22 protein-coding genes and 1 tRNA gene are annotated in these 20,138 nt (G+C 68.6%); 7 read left to right on the top strand and 16 right to left on the bottom strand.

Annotated elements, in window-relative coordinates; all coding sequences use genetic code 11:
- The 5 genes from clpX to AC32QD_RS15630 all read right to left on the bottom strand — a co-directional run.
- Positions 1 to 659, bottom strand: a 659-nt coding sequence (gene clpX / locus AC32QD_RS15650; protein ID WP_492011438.1) for an ATP-dependent Clp protease ATP-binding subunit ClpX, incomplete at its 3' end; no start/stop codon positions are given.
- A 137-nt stretch (positions 660 to 796) separates the two neighbouring features.
- On the bottom strand, positions 797 to 1,432 hold the full coding sequence (locus AC32QD_RS15645) for an ATP-dependent Clp protease proteolytic subunit (protein WP_492011437.1): 636 nt from the start codon (positions 1,430 to 1,432) through the stop codon (positions 797 to 799).
- A gap of 159 nt (positions 1,433 to 1,591) precedes the next feature.
- Positions 1,592 to 2,923, bottom strand: coding sequence for a trigger factor (gene tig / locus AC32QD_RS15640; RefSeq protein WP_492011436.1), 1,332 nt, complete (start codon positions 2,921 to 2,923; stop codon positions 1,592 to 1,594).
- 60 nt (positions 2,924 to 2,983) lie between these two features.
- Positions 2,984 to 3,068, bottom strand: a tRNA-Leu gene (locus tag AC32QD_RS15635).
- Positions 3,069 to 3,344: 276 nt separating this feature from the next.
- Complete coding sequence (locus tag AC32QD_RS15630) at positions 3,345 to 4,916, bottom strand: NAD(P)H-hydrate dehydratase (protein ID WP_492011435.1); 1,572 nt, start codon at positions 4,914 to 4,916, stop codon at positions 3,345 to 3,347.
- A gap of 346 nt (positions 4,917 to 5,262) precedes the next feature.
- Between AC32QD_RS15630 and AC32QD_RS15625 the strand changes: the two genes are divergently transcribed.
- The 3 genes from AC32QD_RS15625 (at position 5,263) to AC32QD_RS15615 (ending at position 7,547) form a co-directional block, all read left to right on the top strand.
- Positions 5,263 to 5,601: a P-II family nitrogen regulator gene (locus AC32QD_RS15625; protein ID WP_492011434.1), complete on the top strand. Its 339-nt coding sequence runs from the start codon at positions 5,263 to 5,265 to the stop codon at positions 5,599 to 5,601.
- 57 nt (positions 5,602 to 5,658) lie between these two features.
- Complete coding sequence (gene glnA, locus AC32QD_RS15620) at positions 5,659 to 7,068, top strand: type I glutamate--ammonia ligase (protein ID WP_492011433.1); 1,410 nt, start codon at positions 5,659 to 5,661, stop codon at positions 7,066 to 7,068.
- Positions 7,069 to 7,136: 68 nt separating this feature from the next.
- Positions 7,137 to 7,547 carry a metallopeptidase family protein gene (locus AC32QD_RS15615; protein ID WP_492011432.1) on the top strand — a complete coding sequence of 137 codons (411 nt, stop codon included), beginning with the start codon at positions 7,137 to 7,139 and terminating at the stop codon, positions 7,545 to 7,547.
- Positions 7,548 to 7,738: 191 nt separating this feature from the next.
- Here AC32QD_RS15615 and AC32QD_RS15610 read toward each other — a convergent pair whose 3' ends face one another.
- Both AC32QD_RS15610 and AC32QD_RS15605 read right to left on the bottom strand, forming a co-directional pair.
- Positions 7,739 to 8,140, bottom strand: coding sequence for a c-type cytochrome (locus AC32QD_RS15610; RefSeq protein ID WP_492011431.1), 402 nt, complete (start codon positions 8,138 to 8,140; stop codon positions 7,739 to 7,741).
- Between the two features lie 69 nt (positions 8,141 to 8,209).
- Positions 8,210 to 9,301 (bottom strand): CaiB/BaiF CoA transferase family protein, encoded by a 1,092-nt coding sequence (locus tag AC32QD_RS15605; RefSeq protein WP_492011430.1) that lies wholly within the window; start codon positions 9,299 to 9,301, stop codon positions 8,210 to 8,212.
- Between the two features lie 107 nt (positions 9,302 to 9,408).
- Between AC32QD_RS15605 and AC32QD_RS15600 the strand changes: the two genes are divergently transcribed.
- Positions 9,409 to 10,389: a P1 family peptidase gene (locus AC32QD_RS15600; protein ID WP_492011429.1), complete on the top strand. Its 981-nt coding sequence runs from the start codon at positions 9,409 to 9,411 to the stop codon at positions 10,387 to 10,389.
- A 1-nt stretch (position 10,390) separates the two neighbouring features.
- On the opposite strand, the gene AC32QD_RS15595 is transcribed toward AC32QD_RS15600, so the two are convergent.
- A complete protein-coding gene (locus AC32QD_RS15595) occupies positions 10,391 to 10,741 on the bottom strand; it encodes a DUF6476 family protein (RefSeq protein WP_492011428.1) in 351 nt (116 codons plus the stop codon).
- Between AC32QD_RS15595 and AC32QD_RS15590 the strand changes: the two genes are divergently transcribed.
- On the top strand, positions 10,740 to 11,828 hold the full coding sequence (locus AC32QD_RS15590; RefSeq protein ID WP_492011427.1) for an RluA family pseudouridine synthase: 1,089 nt from the start codon (positions 10,740 to 10,742) through the stop codon (positions 11,826 to 11,828). The genes AC32QD_RS15595 and AC32QD_RS15590 overlap by 2 nt on opposite strands.
- 98 nt (positions 11,829 to 11,926) lie before the next feature.
- Positions 11,927 to 12,835: an RNA polymerase sigma factor RpoH gene (gene rpoH, locus AC32QD_RS15585; RefSeq protein ID WP_492011426.1), complete on the top strand. Its 909-nt coding sequence runs from the start codon at positions 11,927 to 11,929 to the stop codon at positions 12,833 to 12,835.
- Between the two features lie 81 nt (positions 12,836 to 12,916).
- Here the strand turns inward: rpoH and AC32QD_RS15580 are convergent, their stop codons facing one another.
- A complete protein-coding gene (locus AC32QD_RS15580; protein WP_492011425.1) occupies positions 12,917 to 13,765 on the bottom strand; it encodes a protein-disulfide reductase DsbD domain-containing protein in 849 nt (282 codons plus the stop codon).
- Between the two features lie 92 nt (positions 13,766 to 13,857).
- Here AC32QD_RS15580 and AC32QD_RS15575 point away from each other — a divergent pair, with 92 nt between their 5' ends.
- Positions 13,858 to 14,442: a YqgE/AlgH family protein gene (locus AC32QD_RS15575; protein ID WP_492011424.1), complete on the top strand. Its 585-nt coding sequence runs from the start codon at positions 13,858 to 13,860 to the stop codon at positions 14,440 to 14,442.
- A 25-nt stretch (positions 14,443 to 14,467) separates the two neighbouring features.
- Here AC32QD_RS15575 and AC32QD_RS15570 read toward each other — a convergent pair whose 3' ends face one another.
- The 7 genes from AC32QD_RS15570 to AC32QD_RS15540 all read right to left on the bottom strand — a co-directional run bounded on the left by AC32QD_RS15570 (position 14,468) and on the right by AC32QD_RS15540 (position 20,127).
- A complete protein-coding gene (locus AC32QD_RS15570; RefSeq protein ID WP_492011423.1) occupies positions 14,468 to 15,055 on the bottom strand; it encodes a GNAT family N-acetyltransferase in 588 nt (195 codons plus the stop codon).
- A 4-nt stretch (positions 15,056 to 15,059) separates the two neighbouring features.
- Positions 15,060 to 16,319: a M16 family metallopeptidase gene (locus AC32QD_RS15565; RefSeq protein WP_492011422.1), complete on the bottom strand. Its 1,260-nt coding sequence runs from the start codon at positions 16,317 to 16,319 to the stop codon at positions 15,060 to 15,062.
- A 19-nt stretch (positions 16,320 to 16,338) separates the two neighbouring features.
- Positions 16,339 to 17,736 (bottom strand): threonine synthase, encoded by a 1,398-nt coding sequence (thrC, locus tag AC32QD_RS15560; RefSeq protein ID WP_492011421.1) that lies wholly within the window; start codon positions 17,734 to 17,736, stop codon positions 16,339 to 16,341.
- A gap of 66 nt (positions 17,737 to 17,802) precedes the next feature.
- Positions 17,803 to 18,483: an SURF1 family protein gene (locus tag AC32QD_RS15555; protein WP_492011420.1), complete on the bottom strand. Its 681-nt coding sequence runs from the start codon at positions 18,481 to 18,483 to the stop codon at positions 17,803 to 17,805.
- 67 nt (positions 18,484 to 18,550) lie between these two features.
- A complete protein-coding gene (locus AC32QD_RS15550; RefSeq protein ID WP_492011419.1) occupies positions 18,551 to 19,351 on the bottom strand; it encodes a cytochrome c oxidase subunit 3 in 801 nt (266 codons plus the stop codon).
- A gap of 70 nt (positions 19,352 to 19,421) precedes the next feature.
- A complete protein-coding gene (locus AC32QD_RS15545) occupies positions 19,422 to 19,985 on the bottom strand; it encodes a cytochrome c oxidase assembly protein (protein WP_492011418.1) in 564 nt (187 codons plus the stop codon).
- Between the two features lies 1 nt (position 19,986).
- Entirely contained in the window at positions 19,987 to 20,127 is a 141-nt protein-coding gene (locus AC32QD_RS15540; protein ID WP_492011417.1) for a cytochrome c oxidase system small membrane protein, read from the bottom strand.
- Between the last annotated feature and the right edge of the window lie 11 nt (positions 20,128 to 20,138).

The following is a 20,138-nucleotide window of genomic DNA, read 5'->3' as shown; positions in this document are numbered from 1 at the left end:
TTGGCGACCGTGCCCTCGATGATCTTGAGCAGCGCCTGCTGGACGCCCTCGCCCGACACATCGCGCGTGATCGAAGGGTTGTCGGACTTGCGCGAAATCTTATCGATTTCGTCAATGTAGACAATGCCGCGCTGGGCGCGCTCGACATTGTAGTCGGCCGACTGCAGCAGCTTCAGGATGATGTTCTCGACATCCTCGCCCACATAGCCGGCCTCGGTCAGCGTGGTGGCATCGGCCATGGTGAAGGGCACGTCGAGAATACGCGCCAGCGTCTGCGCCAGAAGCGTCTTGCCACATCCCGTCGGGCCGATCAGCAGGATGTTCGACTTGGCCAGCTCCACATCGCTCGAGCGTGCGGCGTGGCCGAGCCGCTTGTAGTGGTTGTGCACGGCAACCGAGAGCACGCGCTTGGCACGCTGCTGGCCGATAACATAGTCGTCCAGCACATCGCAGATCTCCCGCGGGCTGGGCACGCCGTCCGCCGACTTGACCAGATTGTTCTTGGTCTCCTCGCGGATGATGTCCATGCACAACTCGACGCATTCGTCGCAGATGAACACGGTCGGGCCCGCGATGAGCTTGCGCACCTCGTGCTGGCTCTTTCCGCAGAATGAGCAGTAGAGGGTGTTCTTGCTGTCAGGGCCGCCAGTCTTTGTCATCCCACTCCCCGTACGGGCGCTCCCGCTAGAAGGCTCGTGTCACTCGCTTGACAATAAGGTAACAGCCGAATCCGGCCAAGCAAGAATCTCGCTGGCGTGGCCATGCCTGTCACCCGATGCTCCTTGTCCGACACACATCATTCGGCGCTTTCTTGCTCGGGCAAGGCCCGCTTCTCCACGATGCCGTCGACGATGCCCCAGTCCTTGGCCTGCTGGGGCGTCATGAAGAAGTCGCGCTCGAGCGCCGCCTCGACCGCGTCGAGCGACTGGCCAGTGTGCTGGACGTAGATCTCGTTGAGCCGCTTCTTCAGCGCCAGGACCTCGCGGGCGTGAATCTCGATGTCGGAGGCCTGTCCCTGGAAGCCGCCTGATGGCTGGTGCACCATGATGCGGCTGTTGGGAAGCGAGAACCGCATGTCCTTCTCACCGGCGCACAACAGGAGCGAGCCCATCGAGGCCGCTTGTCCGAAGCACACGGTGGAGACCGGGCAGCGGATGTACTGCATGGTGTCGTAGACCGACAGCCCCGAGCTTACGACCCCGCCCGGGCTGTTGATGTACATCGAGATCTCTTTCTTCGGGTTCTCCGATTCGAGGAACAGGAGCTGGGCGACGATCGATGTCGCCGTCTCGTCCTGGATCGGGCCGGCGACGAAGATGATCCGTTCCTTTAGCATGCGCGAGAAGATGTCGTAGCGCAGCGAGCCGCGCGCCGTGATCTCCTCGACGGTCGGGATGATGTAGCTTGTGGTGGTTTCCACGGGGTCCTTCATGGGGGATCCTGCCTGCTTGATGCAACGTGCCGCCCGGTCGGCCGGCCGCGTGACGATCACCAATAGTTGCCGGCCGCATCAGCGGCAAGGGCACTGGGGCCGACGCGGACCGACCCGCGTCATCGTCACGTCCGGTCGAGCGCCATTCCTAATCGAGCGTCACTCCTTGTCGAGCGCCTCGAGTTCCCGCTCGAACTCCTCCTTGCTCACCGGGACCTCGGAGACCTTCGCCTGCTCGACGATACTGTCGACCACCTTATCCTCGAAAATTGGGGCACGAATTTGCTCGAGCGCCTGACGGTTCTGACGCACGTAATCGAAGAACTGCCGCTCCTGGCCGGGGAAGTTGCGGGCCTGGGCCATGATCGCCTGGCCCATCTCTTGGTCACTGATCTCGATGTCCATCTTCTTGCCGACCTCGGCGAGCAGAAGGCCGAGCTTCACGCGACGCTCGGCAAGCTTGCGGTGCTCGTCGGTCGGCTCGATCTCGGGGTGATCGTGACCCTCGTGGTCGGGGTTGTCCTCGTGCCACAGCTGATGGGCGATCGCCTCCGCCTCGGCCTCGACCAGGGAGGGAGGCAACTCGAACTTGACCGCCTCGTCGAGCGCGTCGAGAAGCCGGCGCTTCAGCAGAGACCGCGTGCTCTCGTTGTACTCGGCCGCGATGCGCTCGCGAATCTGCTTGCGCAGATCGTCGAGGTTCTCGGCGCCGTAGCGCGTGGCGAGATCCTCGTCGATCTCGGACGACTTCGGCGCCCGCACCTCCTTCACGGTGACGTCGAACACGGCTTCCTTGCCGGCGAGGTGGCTTGCGCCGTAGCCCTCGGGGAAGGTCACGGTGACCTCGCGCTTCTCGCCGGCTGTGGCGCCCAGAAGCTGGTCCTCGAAGCCGGGAATGAAGGATTTCGAGCCGAGCACCAGCGGGTAGTCCTCGGCCTCGCCGCCGTCGAAGGGCTCGCCGTCGATCCTGCCGGTGAAGTCGAGCACGACCTGGTCGTGGTCCTGCGCCTCGGCGCCGTCCTCGCGCGGTTCGTAGACGGTCGAGCTCTCGGCGAGGCGCTTGAGCGCGTCCTCCACGGCCGAATCGTCGACCGTGACCAACTTGCGCTCCAGCTTGATGGCGGAGAAGTCGACCTCGGGCACTTCGGGCAGGCACTCGTAGGTGAACTCGATCTTGAGGTCGGAGCCTTCGTCGAACTCCTCGTTGACGATCTTGACCTCGGGCTGCTGGGCGGGGCGGTGGCCGGTCTCGCTCAGGTGCTCGCTGACCGTCTCCTCGACCGTCTCCTGCACGACCTCGCCCATCAGCGACTTGCCGAACATCTTCTTGAGCAGCGGCATGGGGGCCTTGCCCTTGCGGAAACCCTTCATCTGGAAGTCCTGGCGCACGGTCTTGAGCTTCTCCGTGGTCTTCGCCTCCAGCGTGTCGGCGGGCACGACCACCTGGTATTCGCGCCTCAGGCCCTCCGCCTTGGTTTCGGTCACTTGCATCGGCTTAACCTGTCCTTGCGTGTCCTTGCTGCCGCCCGGCCGTCCCCTTCAATGCTCCCGTGGTGCGGGCGGAGGGACTTGAACCCCCACGCCTTTCGGCACGAGAACCTAAATCTCGCGTGTCTACCGGTTCCACCACGCCCGCTTACCACCGCCGCGAGCCGGGCCCGGGGGGTGCAAAATCGAGGCCCCTATAGCAAGCGGAATCGGCAGGCGATAGAGGGAAAGCGCAGTTTTGTCGCAGTTTCCCGCCGGTTGGGGCCAAGCGACGCCGCGCGCCGCGGCGAAACCTGCCAAAATCGCCTTGCAGACCGGTGTCCACATGTGGACACATGTCTAAGTCATTGACTTATTTGGATTGTCCATTTGGACGGTCTTCATGGTTAACGCCGCGCGGCGTGGCGCAGCCCGAGGGCTGCCCTCAGAGACCGAGGTCGCGGAACACGGCCGGCAGCATCTCGGGCAGGTCCTCGGAGATCAGGCCGGGGCCAAACCTGCGCGCCGCCTCGACGTGGAGCCAGGCGGCGGTCTCGGCGGCGGCCATCGGCCCGAAGTCGCGGGCGAGCAGGCCGGTGATCATGCCCGCGAGCACGTCCCCAGCCCCGGCGGTTGCCAGCCAGGGCGCGGCGCGCTCGTAATGCGCCGAGTTGATCGCCGCCCGGCCGGCCTGGTCGGCGATCACCGTGTCCGCGCCCTTGACCAGCACGGTGCAACCCGCCCGCGCTGCCGCCTCGCGCGCGGCGTCGACCTTGGAATAGGCGGGGCCCTTTGTGGCCGGCGCCTTCAGCTTGTCCGCGATGTCGGGGAAGAGGCGGGCGAACTCGCCCATGTGCGGGGTCAGGACGCAGCCCTCGTGCACCAGGCTGAACAGGCCCCCCGGGTCCTCGGCAAAGCTGGTCAGCGCGTCGGCATCCAGCACGGTGCCACGCCGCGCGTTCAGCGCCGCGGCGACGAGGCCCCGCGTGTGGCCGCCGACGCCGAGGCCCGGCCCGAGCCCGATGGCGTTGAGCCGGTCGTCCTCGAGCATCCGGTCCAGCGCCTCGGCCCCGCTCACCGGGCGCAGCATGATGGAGGTGAGCTGGGCGGCGTGCTCGGCGATGGCCTCGGGCGGCGCGGCGACGGTCACGAGCCCTGCGCCGATGCGCAGCGCGCCGCGCGCGGCGAGGCGGGCGGCGCCGCCCTTGCCCGCGCCGCCCGAGAGGATCACGGCGTGGCCGAAGTCATACTTGTGTTTGTGCCCTGACAGCGGCTTGTTGAGGCTTCGACGGAGAGGATGCGCCTCTCGCACGATGTCAGCCTCATGCTTTCCGACGTAGTCGTCACGCCATTTGCCCAAGCCAATGTCGACAGTCCGAATGCCACGGGGGCTTCTGGAAGTATGGCCCAGATAGTGCCCCACCTTGCGGGACTGGAAAGTGACGACCAGCTCGGAGTCGAGCGCGTTGCGCTCGCCACCCAGCTCCCTGCCGCTGTCAGCGCAGCGCCCGGACTCAATGTCAATGGCGACACGCAAGCCGCCGATCCAGCTTCCGTCTTCGTCTCGCGACGTGCTCTCGTCAGCCTGAACCAGATCGTTCGAAACGGGCCGGGTCAGCCCGGTTCCGAACAGAGCATCTATGCGGACGTCGCATCCCGTCGTCATCGATGTTAAGCGGTCGATCGGGCGTATTTCCCCCATCTCGCGCCACCGCCGCGCGTTCTGAGCCGCGTCGCCCTTGAGCTTCGCTTCCTCACCATAGAGGAAGACCTCGACCTCCCAGCCCCGCTCGCGCAGAAGTCGCGCCACCACGAAGCCGTCGCCACCGTTGTTGCCGGGGCCGCACAGCACCACCGCGCGGTGCGGTGCGGCGGCGAGGTCGGGGCGCCGGTCCAGGATCGCCTCGACCACGCCGCGGCCGGCGCGCTCCATCAGCTCGAGGCCGGTGACCTCGCCCGAATCGATGGCGGCGGTCTCGATGGCGCGCATCTGCGCGGCGGTGAGGAGGTCGGTCATGGCGGCTCCCGCATCGGTCCGGGCCCCGGCCGGCGCGCGGGGCCTCTTCCCGTCAGGTTGGGCCACGCGGCCCCGGATCAAGTCCGGGGCCCCGGACTGACGGCTTTCCATTGATCTTTCCCGGTCCTGTCCCGTCAAGCTGGCGCATGGCCCCCGCGCCTGCATAAAGAAGCATCATTTTGCCCAATGAGAAGGCAAATTTGCCGCCCGTTTTCCGCGCACCCCGCTGCAGCCCCCGGTTTCGCGCCCATGCCGGGTTTGGCACGGTCCCTGCATCTCTCGGGGCAGTCAATCCCGCGTGACCGGTCCGATCCGGGCACGCTTCAACGCACGGAGGGAGAGCCCGGTGAAAAAGGTCGAAGCCATCATCAAGCCGTTCAAGCTCGACGAGGTCAAGGAGGCGTTGCAGGAGATCGGCATCCAGGGGCTCAGCGTGCTCGAGGCCAAGGGGTTCGGGCGCCAGAAGGGCCATACCGAGCTCTACCGCGGCGCCGAGTACGTCGTCGACTTCCTGCCCAAGGTGAAGATCGAGGTGGTGATCGCCGACGACCAGCTCGACAGCGTGGTCGAGGCCATCGTCGGCGCCGCCAAGACCGGCAAGATCGGCGACGGCAAGATCTTCGTCTCGGAGGTTCAGCAGGCGATCCGCATCCGCACCGGCGAGGAGGGGCCCGACGCCCTCTGAGCCGCCCGCCGCAAACCAAGAAACTCAACCCAAGCCTGAGGAAAGAAGGGGCCACCCATGAGTAAAGGAGCCGAGCTGCTCAAGCGCATCCGTGACGAGGAGATCGCCTATGTCGACCTCCGCTTCACCGATCCGCGCGGCAAGATGCAGCACGTCACGGCGCTGTCCGATATCGTCGACGAGGACTGGGCCGAGGACGGCTGGATGTTCGACGGATCGTCGATCGCCGGCTGGAAGTCGATCGACCAGTCCGACATGAAGCTTCTGGTCGACGTCGACAGCGCCTTCGTCGACCCGTTCTACGCCGAGAAGACCCTGGCCTGCTTTTGCACCGTGGTCGAGCCGGACACCGGCGAGTTCTATGACCGCGACCCGCGCGCCACCGCGCTGAAGGCCGAGCAGTACCTGAAGAACTCCGGCATCGGCGACAGCTCCTTCTGGGGGCCCGAGGCCGAGTTCTTCATGTTCGACGACGTGCGCTTCAAGGTGGCGATGAACAAGGTCGCCTTCGAGGTCGATGCCCAGGATGGCGCCTGGAACACCGACACCGAGTACGAGATGGGCAACATGGGCCACCGCTCGCGCGTCAAGGGCGGCTATTTCCCGGTCAATCCGGTGGACGCGGCCCAGGACATCCGCTCGGAGATGCTCTCGACCATGAAGCGGATCGGGCTGAAGGTCGACAAGCACCACCACGAGGTCGGCTCGTGCCAGCACGAGCTGGGCCTGATCTTCGGCACGCTGACCCGCCAGGGCGACGCGCTGCAGAACTACAAATACGTGGTGCATAACGTGGCCCATGCCTATGGCAAGTCGGTCACTTTCATGCCCAAGCCGATCAAGGGCGACAACGGCACCGGCATGCATGTCAGCCAGTCGATCTGGAAGGACGGCAAGCCGCTGTTCGCCGGTGACCAGTACTCGGACCTCTCGGAGATGGCGCTCTACTACATCGGCGGCATCCTCAAGCACGCCAAGGCGCTCAACGCGTTCACCAACCCGGCGACCAACTCGTACAAGCGGCTGATCCCGGGCTTCGAGGCGCCGGTGCTGCTCGCCTATTCGGCGCGCAATCGCTCGGCGAGCGTGCGCATCCCCTGGACCGAGAGCCCGAAGGCCAAGCGCGTCGAGGTGCGCTTCCCCGACCCCGCGGCCAATCCCTACCTGGCCATGTCGGCGATGATGATGGCCGGGCTCGACGGCATCCAGAACAAGATCCACCCCGGCGAGCCGGCGGACAAGGACCTCTACGACCTGCCGCCCGAAGAGCTCGCCGGCATCCCGACCGTGTGCGGGAGCCTGCGCGAGGCGCTGGGCGCGCTCGAGGCCGACATGGAGTTCCTGATGGCCGGCGACGTGTTCACGCGCGGCCAGATCGAGGGCTACATGGACCTCAAATGGGAGGAGGTCTACAACTACGAGCACACGCCGCACCCGATCGAGTACGACATGTACTATTCCTGCTGAGCGGGCGGGACCGGATCGACCGGCAAGGGCGGGGCCTCGGCTCCGCCCTTCGCCTGTGGGAGAGACCAATGGCAGATGCGCCCGACGACCTGACCGCGCCGACGCTCGAGGACATCGAGCGCATGGCACGCGCGGCCTGGGAGGAGATGCCGCCGGCCTTCCGCACCCCGTGCGAGGGGCTGGTCATCCGGGTGGCCGAGTTTGCCGACGACGAGACGCTGGACGCCTTGGGCATCGAGGACCCGTTCGAGCTGACCGGGCTCTATCACGGCGTGGCGCTGACCGAGAAGTCGGTCAGCGACGTGGCTGTCGAGCCCGACGCGGTCTGGCTCTATCGCCGGCCGATCCTCGACGAGTGGATCGAGCGCGGCGACGTAGCGCTGGCCCGCCTGGTGGCCCATGTGCTGGTGCACGAGATCGCGCATCATTTCGGCTTTTCCGACGAGGACATCGCCGCGATCGACGACTGGCGGCTGTGAGCCGGGAGGGGCGTCCAAATTTGGACGCTGCGCAAGATATTGGAATCATTAGATTTTAAAAATCGATACGGCGACGCCCGTGTCGGGCGGGGGCCTGCGGCCCGTATACCGGCGGCGAGATGGCGGGCTGAAGGCCGCCCTACGGGCGCTTGCATAGGTAGGCCGGCCGAGATCTGAAGCGCGACCGCGCCCTAGCGCGTCCGCATCTTTATGCCCAGGTCGGCCGGCTTGAGCGAGCGCATGTAGTCCACGATCTGGTCCACCTGGTGCCGCGTCAGCGTGATCGGGTGGATCGGCGGCGGCCGGTTGATCGGGAAGGGGTGCGTGACGCCCTCGATCTGGGTGAAGGAGATGTGCGGGCGCCGGGTCCAGAAGGACTTCATGCGCTTCTCCCAGTCGGACCGGCTGCGCAGGATGGCGAAGGAGGGCGTCGAGCCGATGCCGCCCATGCGGTTCCTGTCGTTGACCACGTGGCAGCGGCCGCAGTTCACCAGCGCGAGCTTCTCGCCCGGGGCATAGCCCTGCGCCCCGGCGGATCCGGGGGACAGAAGGCCCAGAAGCACAATCCCTGCCAGAACGGCGCCCTTGGCCATGACCGCTGTCTCCGCGCAATCGGTTGCGCGAATGCTAGGCGAGAGCATGCCGTCGAGGCAAGCTGCGGCTCAGATGCCCCAGTCGGCGAGCACGCGGTCGCGCTCGACCGGCGGCGCGGCGCCAGCACAGGGCAGGGCGCGTCCGTGGTTGGAAAAGCGCGGCCCGGGCGCCGGCTGGTCAGGCGGGCCCAAGAAGGTGCCGCGCGCCCGGTTTTGCGGGTGCTGCGGCGCTTCGGCGAGGCCGAGCACCGGGGTCACGCAGGCGTCGGTGCCCTCGAACCGCGCCGCCCAGTCATCGCGCGGGCGCGTGGCGAAGACCTCGGCCATGCGCTCGGCGAGCGCGGGCCAGCGGGCGCGGTCGGTCTGCTCCCAGGCCTCGCCGGCGAGGCCCAGGCCCTGCATCAGCGCGGCGAAGAATTGCGGCTCGATGGCGCCGACGGCGACGAAGCGGCCATCGGCGCAGGCATAGCAGCGGTAGAACGGCGCACCGCCGTCGAGCAGGTTGGCGCCGCGCTCGTCGCGCCAGCGACCGTTTGCGTACCAAGCATAGATCAGCGCCATTTGGCTGGCTGCGCCGTCGAGCATGGCGGCGTCGATCACCTGGCCGCGCCCGGTGCGGCCGGCCTCGATCAGGCCTGCGAGCATGCCGAAGGCGAGCCAGAGCCCGCCGCCGCCGAAATCGCCCACGAGGTTGAGGGGCGGGCAGGGCGGCGCACCGGCCGGCCCCATCGCCGCGAGCACGCCGGAAAGCGCAATGTAGTTGATGTCGTGCCCGGCGCTGCGCGCCAGCGGGCCCTCTTGTCCCCAGCCGGTGACGCGGCCGTAGACCAGGCGCGGGTTGAGTGCCAGCGCCTCGCCCGGGCCGAGCCCCAGCTTCTCCATCGCGCCAGGTCTCAGCCCCTCGAGCAGGCCGTCGGCGCGGGCGATGAGGCGGCGGGCGAGATCGAGGTCGGCGGCACGCTTTAGATCGAGCGTGATGGCGGGGCGGCCGCGAAGCAGGACGGCGTCGCCAACATCCGCGATCAGTGCGCCGCGGTCCGCGCCGGGCCGGGCGATGCGCAGCACCTGGGCGCCGAGGTCGGCGAGCAGCATGCCGCAATAGGGCCCCGGGCCGATCGCCTCGAATTCGAGGACGCGAATCCCCTCCAGCGGTCCCGACATCGTGGCTTCCTGCCTGCCCCATCTTCCCCGGCCGAGCTTGCTGGCGCGCGGCCGCCATTGCAAGCGGCGGCGCAGCCCCCCTATGTTCCCGGGTGGAGTATGACCCGATGATCCGGCCCGGCCCGCGCAACAGCATCACCGATGTCCCCGGCATCCGCGTCGGCAATGCCGAGGCGCCCGGGCTCGTCACCGGCACCACGGCCATCATCCCCGACAGCGCCGCCATTGCCGCCGTGGACGTGCGCGGCGGCGCGCCCGGCACGCGCGAGACCGAGTCGCTGGCGCCCGAGTCCATGGTGCAGGCGATCCATGCCATCGCGCTTTCGGGCGGCTCGGCCTATGGGCTCGATGCCGCTGGCGGGGTGATGCACTGGCTGCGCGGCCAGGGCCGCGGCTTCGCCATCCGCGACGCGCTGGTGCCGATCGTGCCGGCGGCGATCATTTTCGACCTCGCCACCGGGGGCCCGAAGGACTGGGACGAGCCACCCTGGTGGCGGCTGGGGCTGGAGGCGGCCGCCGCGGCGGGCAGCGATTTCGCGCTGGGCAATGCGGGGGCCGGGCTGGGGGCCAAGGCCGGTGCGCTCAAGGGCGGGCTCGGCACCGCCTCGGTCGAGTGGAACGGCTGCACGCTCGGCGCGCTCGCGGTGGCGAACCCCGCCGGGTCGGTGGTGATCCCGGGCACCCGCACCTTCTGGGCCTGGTGGCTGGAGATGGAGCGCGAGTTCGGCGGCCAGGCGCCGCCCGAGGGGCCGCTGAGGGAGATGGACCACCCCTTCCACTCGCCCGCCGGGGCGAACACGACGCTCGCCGTGGTGGCGACCGACGCAGCCCTGACCCGGCCTGCGGCGAAGCGGGTGGCGATGATGGCCCAGGACGGCATCGCGCGGGCCATCCGGCCGGTGCACACGCCGGTGGACGGCGACACCGTCTTCGTGCTCTCGACCGGGGCGAAGCCGCTCGAAGACCCGGTCGCCGAGGTCGCCCGCATCGGCATGCTGGCGGCCGATTGCGTCGCGCGCGCCATTGCCCGCGGTGTCTACGAGGCCGGGGCGCTGGCGGGGTATCCCGCCTATCGGGATCTCGCGTGAGCTACTTGCGCCGGATCGGGGTGGCCGAGGTCTGGGCGCCGGTCTTTGCGTCGAAGACGCGCAGGGTCTCCGCGCCCGCGCCATCGCGCGTGAGGATCAGCACCTCGCCGTGCGCCCGGCCCAGCGCCACGGCCTGCGCCCCGGCGGGCAGCGTGAAGGAGCCGGCCCTGACCGGACCCAGCGCGGGCGGGGGCGGGCTGTGCACGGAGCCCAGCTGCACCACCATGGCGACCACGACCACCAGCATGCCGCCGATCAGCACGATGATCAGCAGGCTGACCAGCCGCCTGAGCCGGCGGACCTGCGGCGGCTCGGGCAGGTCTGCGTCGGCGGCGGGGCGGGGCTGAACCATGGCGGACCCTTCCAATGGGGACGACGCCCCGCTCGAGCTGACCGTCCCCGCCGAGCTGGCCGGCGCCCGGCTGGACAAGGCCCTGGCCGAGCTCGGCCAGGGGGATCCCGGCCTGTCGCGCTCGCGCATCGCGCGGCTGATCGCCGAGGGCGCGGTCAGCGGCGAGGCAGGCGAGACGGTCACGGAGGCGAAGCGTAAAGTCAAGGCGGGCGAGACGTTCGCGCTGGAGATCCCGCCGCCCGTGCCGATCACGCCTCAGCCCGAGGCGATCCCGCTTTGCATCGTCCACGAGGATGCCGATCTGGTCGTGATCGACAAGCCTGCGGGGATGGTGGTGCATCCCGCGCCGGGCGCCGAGCGCGGCACGCTGGTCAATGCGCTGCTGCATCACTGCGGCGGGTCACTCACGGGCATCGGCGGTGCGCTCAGGCCGGGCATCGTGCACCGCATCGACAAGGACACCTCGGGGCTGCTGGTCGTGGCCAAGTCCGCGGCCGCCCATGCCGGGCTGTCGGCGCTTTTCGCCGCGCACGAGATCGAGCGGCGCTATCTCGCCATCCTTTGGGGGGCGCCGGAGCGCGTCGAGGCGCGGCTCGCCGGACTGCCCGGCGTGAGCTTCGAGGCGGGCGGCTGGATCCGCATCGAGGCCGCCATCGCCCGGCACCCCGCCGAGCGCAAGCGCATGGCGGTCGCGGCGCGGGGCCGCCACGCCGTGACGCGGCTGCGCGTCCTGGAGCGATTCGGCCACGGCGACGCCGCCGCGCCGGTCGCCAGCCTCGCCGAGTGCCGGCTCGAGACCGGGCGCACGCACCAGATCCGCGTGCATGCGGCCCATATCGGCCATCCGCTGCTCGGCGACCCCGTCTATGGTCGCCGGCATCGGCCCCGGCTGGGGCCGCTTTTGGCCGAGCAGGCCGAGACGCTGCGCAGCTTTCCCCGGCAGGCGCTGCACGCCGCGAGCCTGGGCTTTCGCCACCCCGTGAGTGGGGAGCGCCTGTCCTTCGAAGCGCCCCTTCCCACGGACCTGCGCGATCTTGTCCAATTTTTAAGAATTTTAGGGGACCGGAATCCTAGCAAACCACGTTAAAATAAGTGAGAGAACGGATGAGGCACATTGTCTGCGGACTATAATCCTTCTCGAGACGGTTCTCCCCGGGGAGGACCAGGCCCAACAAGAGGGAATTGATGGCAACGACGTATTCCAACCTTCCCGCTCCGTCGCCGGAGCAAGGGCTCAGCCGGTATCTTTCGGAGATCCGGAAGTTCCCCATGCTGGAGCCCGAGGAGGAATACATGCTGGCGAAGGCCTGGGTGGACCATGGTGACCGCGACTCGGCGCACCGGCTGGTCACCTCGCACCTGCGGCTCGCGGCCAAGATCGCCATGGGCTATCGCGGCTATGGCCTGCCGCTGGCCGAGATCATCTCGGAGGCGAATGTCGGGCTGATGCAGGCGGTCAAGCGCTTCGACCCGGACAAGGGTTTCCGGCTCGCGACCTATGCCATGTGGTGGATTCGCGCCTCGATCCAGGAATACATCCTGCGCTCCTGGTCGATGGTGAAGCTGGGCACCACAGCGGCGCAAAAGAAGCTGTTCTTCAACCTGCGCAAGGCCAAGGGCAAGATCGGCGCGCTCGAGGACGGCGACATGCGCCCCGAGCAGGTCGAGCGCATCGCCACCGACCTCGGCGTCACCGAGAACGACGTGGTGAGCATGAACCGGCGGCTCTCGGGCGGTGGTGACAGCTCGCTCAACGCGCCGCTCCGGGGCGATGCCGAGGGTTCGACCGAGTGGCAGGACTGGCTGGCCGACGAGGACGCCGACCAGGCCGCGCAGTACGCCGACCGCCAGGAGCTGGAGACGCGCCACGAGCTCTTGCTCGAGGCGATGAAGGGGCTCAACGAGCGCGAGCGCCACATCCTGACCGAGCGGCGGCTGAAGGACGAGCCGGTGACGCTCGAGGATCTGAGCAAGGTCTACGACGTCAGCCGCGAGCGCATCCGCCAGATCGAGGTGCGCGCCTTCGAGAAGCTGCAGGCGCAGATGCGCGCACTGGCCGCCGAGCGGGGCATGATCGCCGCGGTGAACGGCTGAGGCGCTGTCCCCGCCCGGTCGCCGCCGTGGCGCCACTGCGGCGCCCGGGCACCCCGGCCTTGATGATCGCGAAGGCTGCGCTCAGCCCTTGGGCGCGGCGCAGCCCTTGACGTCGGCGGCGAAGTTGTCGGCGAGCACGGTCATGCGGATGTCCGAGCGGCCGACCCAGGCCTTGGCGTCGAGCAGCTTGAGTTGAGCGTCGACGTGGAGCCGGCCGTTTGGGCCGGGCGTCGTTTGCACGTCCTTGAACCAGGCGAGATCGGGCCCCTCGAGCACCACCTTGGGTTCCCTGACCTGATGGTCAAAGTCGAGGGTTGCCTCGAATTCGCGTGTCTTGCCGGTTCCGCTGATCCGGCACTGCGCCTCGGTCAGCCCGACTGCCGGGGCGGGGCGGGGGACCTTCGCCTCGGCGGCGGCCACCAGCGGCGCGCCGGTCTGCGGGGAGTCGGCGCCGATCGTGGCGTCGACCTTGGTCTTCTCAAGCACGCACAGGTCGTGGCAAACGCCCAGGGCGAGATCCAGATGGACCGCCATCGGGCGCGAGGGATCCTTGGGCACCAGGCGCACGGGAAACACCACGCGGCCGGTGTAGCCGAGCGTGCGCATGCCGAAGCTGTCGAAGAATTGCGGCCGCGGCCAGCGCAGCTCGGCCGAAGCGAGATTGCGCGAATGCGACCAGTCGAAGGTTGGCGGCAGCCCGGCCTCACCGGGGCTGCGCCAATAGGTCTTCCATCCGGGCTTGAGATCGACCACGAGGCCCGCCATGCGCGCGCCGCCCGGCTCGGCCTTGCCGGGAAGCAGCGAGACCTTCACGAAGGACTGCCCGGTCGAGACGATCGACTGCGCGCGCGCGGGCGCCGCGACCAGAATGGATGCGGCGGCCAGCGCCGAGGCGCAAACAAGGGATCGGAGCGTCTTCTCCAGCGGCATCGCCCCACCTACATAGGACTTTCGCCACAAGCTCTCCATAACGCTTTCGCGATTTCTTGCGCCCACCGTCCGACAGCGCCATCATCTGGGACATGACGGAATCCGAGACATCCACGCATGACGACTCGCTCGGCGGCCAGGTGCTGATCGCGATGCCCGGCATGAGCGACCCGCGCTTTCGGCGCTCGCTGGTCTATCTCTGTGCGCACAGCTCGGAGGGCGCGATGGGGCTGATCGTGAACAAGCACGCCGACGACCTCAGGCTCAAGGACCTGTTCGAAAAGCTCGAGATTCCGATCGGCGAGCCGGTCGGGCTGGCGCCGGTGCATTTCGGCGGACCGGTGGAGACCGGTCGTGGCTTTGTGCTGCATTCGTCGGACTACGATTCGGGCGAGGCGACCCTGCAGGTGGATCAGGCGACCTCGATGACCGCCACCGTCGATATCCTGCACGCCATCGCCGACAATCGCGGTCCGCGCCGCGCCATCGTGGCGCTGGGCTATGCTGGCTGGGCGCCGGGCCAGCTCGAGGCCGAAATGCGCGCCAATGGCTGGCTGGCCTGCGACCCCGATGACGAGCTGTTGTTCGGCGATGACGAGGCGGGCAAATGGGACAAGGCGTTGGCCAAGCTCGGCGTCGATCCGGCGATGCTCTCGTCCTGGGGCGGCCACGCCTGAGCCGTGGCGCTCGCCGTTTGCGGCCTCACTCCGACTCGTTGCGCCGGTCGGGCCTCAGCACCGCATAGAGGACGTGGTCGCGCCAGTGGCCGTCGATCTGCAGATAGGCCTGTGCGGTGCCCTCGAGCCGGAAGCCGCAGCGCTCGAGCAGCCGGCGCGAGGGGGTGTTGTCCGGCAGGCAGGCGGCCTCCAGCCGCGAGAGATCGAGCACGGCGAAGGCGCGCTCGCACAGCGCCGTCAGGGCCTCGGTCATGTAGCGCTGCATGGCGTAAGGCTCGCCGATCCAGTAGCCCAGTGTCCCCGCCTGCGCCGGATGGCGGCGGATGTTGGACAGCGTCAGACCGCCGATGATCTGCCCGTCCTTGAGGCGGAACAGGAACAGCGGGTAAGCCTCTCCGCGGCGGATTGCCCGCTCCGCCCAGAGCACGCGGTTTCGGAACGATCGGCTCGAGAGATGGTCGCGCGACCATTCCGGCTCCCACGGGGCGAGGAAGGCGCGGCTGTCGCGCCTCAGCCGGGCCCATTGCTCGAAGTCGCGCATCTCGGGCGCCCGCATGACGAGCCGCTCGGTCTGAAGCTCGGTGTCGGCGCGGGTCCGGCGACGCATGAACATCGGCTCAGGCCACGAGCCGTCCGGTGAGCGTCTCGAAGGGGTGCGCCCCCTCGACCGGACCGTAGAGCACCAGCGCCGGGGGGGCGGAAAGCATCCGCCCGGCCGCCCGGCGCAGCGCCTCGGGGTTCACCGCCTCCACCCGCTCGACCGTCTCCTCAACCGAGGGGACCCGGCCGAGCGTCGCCTGCAGGCTGGCGATTCGCTCCGCCCGCGCCGAGGCGCTTTCCAGGCCCATGAGCAGCCCGGCGCGAGTCTGGGCCCGGGCGCGCGCCAGTTCGGCCGGTGCGACCGTCTCGGCCGCCCGCGCGATTTCATCGGCCGTCAGGTCGACCAGCTCGGCCAGCTCATCTCCTCCCGTGCCCGCGTAGATCGTCATCAGCCCCGAATCCGACCAGGCGCCGTACTGGGCGAAGATCGTATAGCACAGCCCGCGCTTCTCGCGCGCCTCCTGGAACAGGCGCGAGGACATGCCGCCGCCGAGGATCACGGAAAGGATCAGTGCGGCGTGGTAGTCGGGCTCGGCGAAGGCCGGGCCGGCGAGCGCCATCGCCATGTGCGCCTGCTCGAGCGGCCGTGCCACGCGCCGCTCGCCGCCGGCGAAGGCGGCCGGCTCGGGCGTGCCCGGCGCGACAGCCGGGAGATCGCCGTACAAACGCTCGGCGAGGCGGACGATCCGGCCGTGGTCGACGTCGCCCGCGGCGGCGAGGATCATGCGGCCCGGCGCGTAGTGGCGCCCGGTGAACCCGGTAAGGTCGGTGCGGGAAAATCCGCGCACCCGCTCGGGCGCGCCGAGGATGTGGCGGCCGATCGGCTGGTCCGGGTAGGCGACCTCCTGCAGCCAGTCGAAGATGATGTCGTCGGGGGTGTCGAGCGCCTGGCCGATCTCCTGCAGGATGACGCCGCGCTCGGTCTCGATGTCGGCTTGCGCGAATCGCGGCGCACGAAGGATGTCGGCGATCAGCTCCATCGCCAGCGGCACGTCCTCCGACAGCACGCGGGCGTAATAGGCCGTGCGCTCGCGCGAGGTGTAGGCGTTGAGGTGGCCGCCCACGTCCTCGATAGTCTCCGCGATTTGAAGCGCCGTGCGTGTCGCCGTGCCCTTGAAGGCCATGTGCTCGAGGAAATGCGCAATGCCGTTCTCGGGCGCGGTTTCGTGGCGCGAACCGGCCTCGACCCAGACGCCGAGCGCGGCCGAGGCCCGCCCCGGCATATGTTCGGTGACGATTCGGAAGCCGTTCCTCAGCGAGGTGATCTCAACGCTCATGCCTGCCTTTTCCGCCTTGTCAAAGTGTGCCGCGCCGCTCGCGGATCAGGGCCTCCAGCGCGGCGAGGTCGTTGCCAATCGGCGTGATCCGCTCCTCGCGCTCATATAGGTCGGCGAGGCGCTCGGGCAGGGGCGGGCGGATGCCGCAGGCCGCCTCGACGGCGTCGGGGAACTTGGCGGCATGGGCGGTGCCCAGCGCGACCATGGGCACGGCCGGGTCGCCGCGGCAGGCGCGGCCGGCGGCCACGCCGATCGCGGTGTGCGGATCGATCACGATCTCGGCCTCGCGCGCCACACGCGCGATGGTCTGCTCGACCCGTGGCCGGTCGATGCGCGCGGAGGCGAAGCCCTCGCGCAGGCGCTCCAGCGCGCCCTGCGGGAGGGCGAAGCGGCCTGTGGCGGCCAGCTCGTCCATGAGCTCGGTGACGGCGCGACCGTCGCTGTCCGCGAGTTCAAACAGCAGCCGCTCGAAATTCGAGCTGACCTGGATGTCCATCGAGGGCGCATTGGTCGCCACCACGCCGCGCCGCTCGTAGACGCCCCCCTCGAGCGTGCGGTGCAGGATGTCGTTCTCGTTGGTGGCGATGACCAGGCGGGAGACGGGAAGACCCATGCGCCGGGCGACATGGCCCGCGTAGATGTCGCCGAAATTGCCCGTGGGCACGGAGAACGCCAGCGGCCGCGCCGGCGCGCCCAGCGCCACGGCGGCGGTGAAGTAGTACACCGTCTGCGCCAGTACGCGGGCCCAGTTGATCGAGTTCACCGCGGCCAGCCCCACCGCGTCGCGGAAGGCGTGGTCGTTGAACATCGCCTTGACCAGCGCCTGGCAGTCGTCGAAGTCGCCCTCGACGGCGAGCGCGTGGACGTTGGGCTCGGCCGGCGTGGTCATCTGGCGGCGCTGCACCTGCGAGACCCGGCCGTGCGGGTAGAGGATAAAGACGTCGACCTTGTCGAGCCCGCGAAACGCCTCGATCGCCGCCGAGCCGGTATCGCCCGAGGTGGCGCCGACGATGGTCAGCCGCTCGCCGCGGCGCTCCAGCACTGCCTCGAACATCTGGCCGATGAGCTGCATCGCCATGTCCTTGAAGGCGAGCGTGGGCCCGTGATGCAGCTCGAGGATCCAGTCGTTCGGCCCGATCTGCTCCAGCGGGCAGCGTGCCGGGTGACGAAAGGCGGCATAGGCGCGGGCGAGGATGGCGCGGAACGCGTCCTCGGCGAAGCAGCCACCGAGGAAGGGCTGCATCACGCGCAGCGCGGCCTCCTCGTAGGTCAGCCCCGCGAGGGCGGCGATGGCGCCGGGCGCCATCGGGCGCACCGACTCGGGCACATAGAGCCCGCCGTCGCGGGCGAGCCCGCCCAGCATCGCCTCCTCGAAGGAGAGCGCGGGCGCCCGACCCCTGGTGCTTACATAGCGCATGGCGCGTGTCGCCTCCCGTTCCCCCGGCTCATAGCGGACAGCCGCGCAGCCGACAATGCCGGCGGCTCACGCCGGGCGCCGCGCGCTCTCGCGCCGGGCCAGCATCAGGCTCATCACCGCCCACATCACCGCCAGCGAGAACCAGGTGATGGCATAGGTCAGGTGGTTGTTGGGCAGATTCACCCCAAGCCGGATCGCCATTGGCCATTTCCCCAGATCGTGGTCGTCGGCGACGATCAGCACCGGCTCGGCGCCAAGCGCCTTGCCCATCGCCGCCGGGTCGCGGGCGAACCAGATGTTCCTGCCCAGATCGGGCGGCGGGGTGAAGCTGTCGTGGTGGCGGGGCCAGAACAGCGCCCCAGTGGCCTCGGCCTTGCGGCCCCTGACCAAACGCTTGTCCTTCATCGCCTCGGGGATGTAGCCCATATCGACCAGCACCGTCCGGCCCGAGCCCGCCAGCGTGAGCGGCGCGATCACGCGAAAGCCCGGCCCCCAGGGCCGCTCGGTAGTCAGCAGATCGATGACCTTCGAGCCGATGGTGCCCTGAACCCGGACGCGCAGGAACTCGTCGCGCTTGGGGTCGGGTGCGGCGGGGAGCGGCACCGGCTTGGCCGAGAGCTTGGCGTCGAGCTCGGCGATCAGCCCTTCCTTCCAGTGCAGCCGGTGGATCTGCCACACGCCGAGCCCGGCGAGCAGGGCGGTACCCGCCAGTCCGAACATCACTGCGGCAAGAAAGCTCGCCCTCATGCGGATCTCGCGAAAGCAAACCGCCGCCCGGGACGGGCGGCGGCGGCGGCCGGATGTCGCTGCGGCGTCAGCTGCCCCAGATGTAGACGCAGGAGAACAGGAACAGCCAGACGACGTCGACGAAGTGCCAGTACCACGCGGCCATCTCGAAGCCGATGTGATGATCGGGCGTGAAGTGCCCCTTCGTCGCACGCAACAGGCAGACGGCGAGGAAAATCGTGCCGATGATCACATGCACGCCGTGAAAGCCCGTCGCCATGAAGAAGCTGGCGCCGTAGATGTTGCCTGCGAAGAGGAACGGCGCGTGGATGTACTCGTAGGCCTGGAAGGTGGTGAACAGCGCGCCCAGGCAGACCGTCGCAGTCAGCCCCGTGATCAACCCCTTGCGGTCGTCCTCGATCAGCGAGTGGTGCGCCCAGGTGACCGTGACGCCCGAGAGCAGCAGCACCAGCGTGTTGATCAGCGGCAGGTCCCAGGGATTGAAGGTCACGACCCCCTTGGGCGGCCAGCCGCCCACCCACGGGATCGCCCAGGTTCCGTCGATCGGGTAGAGGGCGTGGCCGAAGAAGTTCCAGAACCAGGCCGAGAAGAACATCACCTCGGACATGATGAACAGGATGAAGCCCATCCTGAGCCCGATCCGCACCACCGGCGTGTGATCCCCGGTCTGCGCCTCGCGCACCACGTCCGACCACCAGTTGATCATGGTGTAGATCACGCCGGTTGCGCCCAGCACGCACACCCACGGCGTGATGTGGTGGAACCACAGCACCGCGCCGCCCAGCATGGTGAACCCGCTGACCGCGCCGAGGAACGGCCAGATGCTCGGCGCCAGAATGTGGTAGTCGTGTTCCTTGGTATGGGCCATCAGGTCCTCCGTTCCCCCAGCATCCGTCCCGCGTTCGTTCCGTGGCGTCGCGCGACGCCCCTCCCGATGCTCAATTGCCCAGCGACGCCTGCTTGTCCAGACCCGTCGGGAAGAAGGTATAGGACAGCGTGATCACGCCCACCCCCTTGGCTTCGGGATCCTTGACGATCGCCGGATCGACGTAGAACGTCACCGGCATCCGCACGCGCTCGCCCGGCTGCAGCACCTGCCTCTGGAAGCAGAAGCAGTCGATCTTGGTGAAGTAGGCCCCCGTCGAGAAGGGCGCGACATTGAAGGTGGCGGTTCCCGCAACCGGCCGGTCGGTCGGGTTGTAAGCCTCGTAATAGGCCAACGCGGTCTGGCCGATCTTGACCTTCATGGTGTTCACGACCGGCCTGAACACCCAGGGCATGCCGCGCGCCAGCGAGGCGTCGAAGCGGATGGTCACCGTGCGGTCGAGCACCGGGCCCGGCGCGGCTGTGGCCGAACGCGGCGTGCCGCCGAAGCCGGTGACCCGGCAGAACCAGCTGTAGAAGGGGACTGCGGCCCAGGCCATGGTGCCCATCCCGAACACGATCAGGACGAGCGGAATGGTCGTGCGGCGGAAATCAGGCCGTGGACGAGGCTCGCTCATTTCAGTACCGCATATGCGGCGGATGCGCGCCCAGCTTGGCGATCGTCACCCAGAACAGCAGGCCGGCGAAGGCCAGCAACACGATCAACAGGCCGTAGTTCCGTCCGCGCCGCCGGCGGTGCAATTCGTGGTCCTTGCGCATCGCACCGTCCA

The sequence above is a fragment of the Thermohalobaculum sp. genome (assembly GCF_058622915.1).
This window is presented reverse-complemented; position numbering and strand designations above follow the sequence as displayed.